3 protein-coding genes are annotated in these 2,867 nt (G+C 73.1%); all 3 read right to left on the bottom strand.

What is annotated here, in order from left to right:
• On the bottom strand, positions 1 to 1,939 hold a 1,939-nt coding region (locus AC5JLB_RS23235), incomplete at its 3' end, for a hypothetical protein (protein ID WP_495876202.1).
• A 115-nt stretch (positions 1,940 to 2,054) separates the two neighbouring features.
• On the bottom strand, positions 2,055 to 2,555 hold the full coding sequence (locus AC5JLB_RS23230) for a hypothetical protein (protein ID WP_495876201.1): 501 nt from the start codon (positions 2,553 to 2,555) through the stop codon (positions 2,055 to 2,057).
• Positions 2,556 to 2,593: 38 nt separating this feature from the next.
• A partial coding sequence (locus tag AC5JLB_RS23225) for a hypothetical protein (RefSeq protein WP_495876200.1) occupies positions 2,594 to 2,867 on the bottom strand: 274 nt, incomplete at its 5' end.

Raw genomic sequence — 2,867 nt, 5'->3', positions numbered from 1 at the left:
CCGGCTCCTCCTGGCCGTCGAGGCTCAGGCGGCCGAGGAGGTCGTTTATCGGGGCGGGGTCGAGCAGCCCTCCATCGCGGGCGCCGAGGATCACGCCGAGGGCAGCGTTCCGGTCGGCGTCGCCGACATGGAGCTGGGCGCGCGCCATGGCGTAGCGGTGGATCTCCCCGGCGGTGATCCCCTCCGGCCGGGCGCGGAGGAAGGCGGCCCTGACGATTTCCCAGGTGCGCCTGCGCTCCCCCGGGCGGCGCCGCTGGAAGTCGGCGAGGAGCCGGCGGCGCGTCCGCGGCTCGAAGCGCAGGCCCTCGGGGCCCGTCCAGGTCCCCGGCAGGGCAGCCAGCCGCGAGAAGGCGAGCGTCGGCTCCTCGGACCCGAGGTCAGGATAGCGCCACGTCCCCTCTTCCCCGCCGGCGGCCCGCCGCAACTCTTCGGCCAGCGCGAAGGAGACCGGCTCGACAAGGGCGCAGTCGCTGGCCCAGTCCCGGCCGTCCTGCCCCAGCGCCGCGAGCGCATCCGGCGGCGCCAGGCCGGGGCGGGGGTCGGGCGGGACGGCGACGCGGTCCGGGGCGAAGACCTCGGCCAAGGAGTCGCGCAGGCCGGGCCCGGTCGCCTCGCCGACCCGGAGGCCCTGGCGCCTCAGCGCCTCCTGCCGCACGTCCCAGAGTGCACGGTCGCGCAGGTCGAGGAAGACGACCGGTCCGTTCTCGGCGACATGCGCGAGGAACTCGGCGTCGACCCGCGCGAGGCGATGTGCCTCGCCGAACACGACGGCGACGGTCCAGCCGGGCGAGGCGAGGGCGGCCTCGACCTCCTCGGCCTCGGGCCGAGCGATGCGCCGGCCGTCCCGGTGGGCGAAGAAGCTGCCCGGGAAGGACACGCGCTCGGCCTGGATGCCGCGCTGGGCGAGGAGGACCGCGAACTCCTCGGCGAGCCTGTTCCAGGCCCTCGCCTCGGCGCGGCTGTCCTCGAGGATGAGGAGCGTAGGCAGCTCGCGCCGCGCCTCGGACAGGAGGAGCAGCGGGTCGGCGCCGCGAGCATGGGCAGCGATGGTCCGCCGCAGGTCGAGCCGGCGCGGGTCCGGGGCGCCACGGCGGTAGCCGATAATCTCGGCGATCTCCCAGGCGAGGCGATCGGAGAGGAAGCGCGGCGCTAGGCCCCTGTCGTTGAGGCCGAGCGAGCCGATGCGGAAGGTCGTGCCGTCGGGCCTGAGCGGCGGCGGGCGGGCGGGCTCCTCCGGGAGGACGGCCCGGGCGGCGGTTGGCGGGCGGCGCGGCCGCGCGATCAGGACGGCCCGGCCGACGAGGAGCCCGAGACCGGTGAGCGAAGCGGCGGCGAGGCTCGCGTCGATGACCCGCCACAGGAGGCCGGTCTCGGGGGATGGGGAGGAGCGGTCGGAGGTGCCCGGGGCGGGCCCGTCGCCAAAGACCGTCGTCACGAGGAACAGACCGGCCAGGGCGACGAGGATGCCCGACGCGACCATGACGCCGCGGATGATCCCCGTCCCGAGCTGGACCGCCTCGCGCCCGGTCCTGGCGCGGAGGACCGCGACGGCGCCGGCAAGGCGGGACCGGCCGTCCCGCCGACGTTCCCAGACCGATATCCACCGAGGCCGGGGCAGCGGATAGGTTCTCTCGACCACGATCCGCCCCTCGGCGCGATCCCGAAGCGGCGACGTCTCGGCGGGGCCGTCAGTCCTGCCGGGCTCGAAGAGCGTCTCGAGGGCCACATCCAGGATCGCCCGGTCCCCCGGCCGCCGTGCCAGCACTGCCGCGAAAGCTTGGGCCAGCTCGCCCCGGCTCCAGGTGGAGCGCGCCCGCGCCAGGGCCAGGCAATCGAGGGCGTCGCCCGGCGAGACGCGCAGCCCCCGCGCGCGAAGCGAGAAGACCAGCGCGCCGACGAACAGGCTGTCGATGGGCCGCGAGCCGTTGTCCTGGGTCATCGGGAGGTGGAGCCTGATCCCTCCTGGGCACTATCGGCGGTGTTTCCTACAACGGAAGAGTGCCCAATCCGCGAACACTTGGCAATTGCGGAAGGCGGTGCGCCTCCGGCCCTCGCTAAGACAAGAGGAGCGATATCAGAGCGGAATAGACCACAGAGGAAATGGTTAAGTCGAAGAGCAGCAGGAGTGCGAATGTGACGACATATGCGACGAGGCCAGAATTCGGCGTCGCGCCCTCGACGGACCCGTTCTTCGTCATTCCCGTCAGCGTTTCCGCCACAAGGGCCGGCGCGACGGCACGGTCGAGCAGGCCCGATCGCCAGATTCGCGGCAGCACGATCGACAAGATGACGGCCGCGACGGCGGCGACAAATACCTCTGGTCGGTATCCGACCGGCAGATGCCGCAGCAATGCTATCTCTCCCAGGGCGCCGAACAGGACGCCGAGATAGGTTCCCCGCCTCTGCGCGTCGCGCCAAATGCCGAACCCGAGGAGCGCGAGGGCGACGACGGCGAGCGCCACAATCAGCCAGAGCCACTGCGCCCTGATCTGCGCCACGTCCTCGTCGAACTGCCGGGCGTTCATGCAGCCGCCCAGGATCCCCGCCGCCGTCATGGCGGCGAGGAGGCGGCGTCGGGGCCAGGCGCTCCCGGTCACACCGTCGCCTCGAGGTCGACGATGGCGCCGGGGGCGAGCACGAGCGGCATGTTCTTGATCCGGGTCGGGATGGGGTCGCCGTGGGCGTCATGCCCCTCCACCGTGACCGTATAGATCACGTTCGGCGTCAAAGGGTAGCCGCCGTTCTGCGGAAAGCGGCTGCGGTCGCGCAGGAGCAGCCCTCGGAGCGTGGGCGCGCGCGAGCCGACCGTGCCGGCGATGGGATCGGGCACTTGGGCGAGGGGCGCGGGCACGGCATTCGCCGCGCCG

This window comes from Myxacorys chilensis, from assembly GCF_059505265.1.
The sequence above is the reverse complement of the archived record's forward strand: the minus strand, read 5'-3'. Positions and strand labels throughout refer to the sequence as shown.

Excerpts from the sequence above, each read along its gene's own strand:
- AC5JLB_RS23230 (WP_495876201.1), bottom strand. The coding sequence starts at position 2,555 with ATGACGGCGGCGGGGATCCTGGGCGGCTGCATGAACGCCCGGCAGTTC.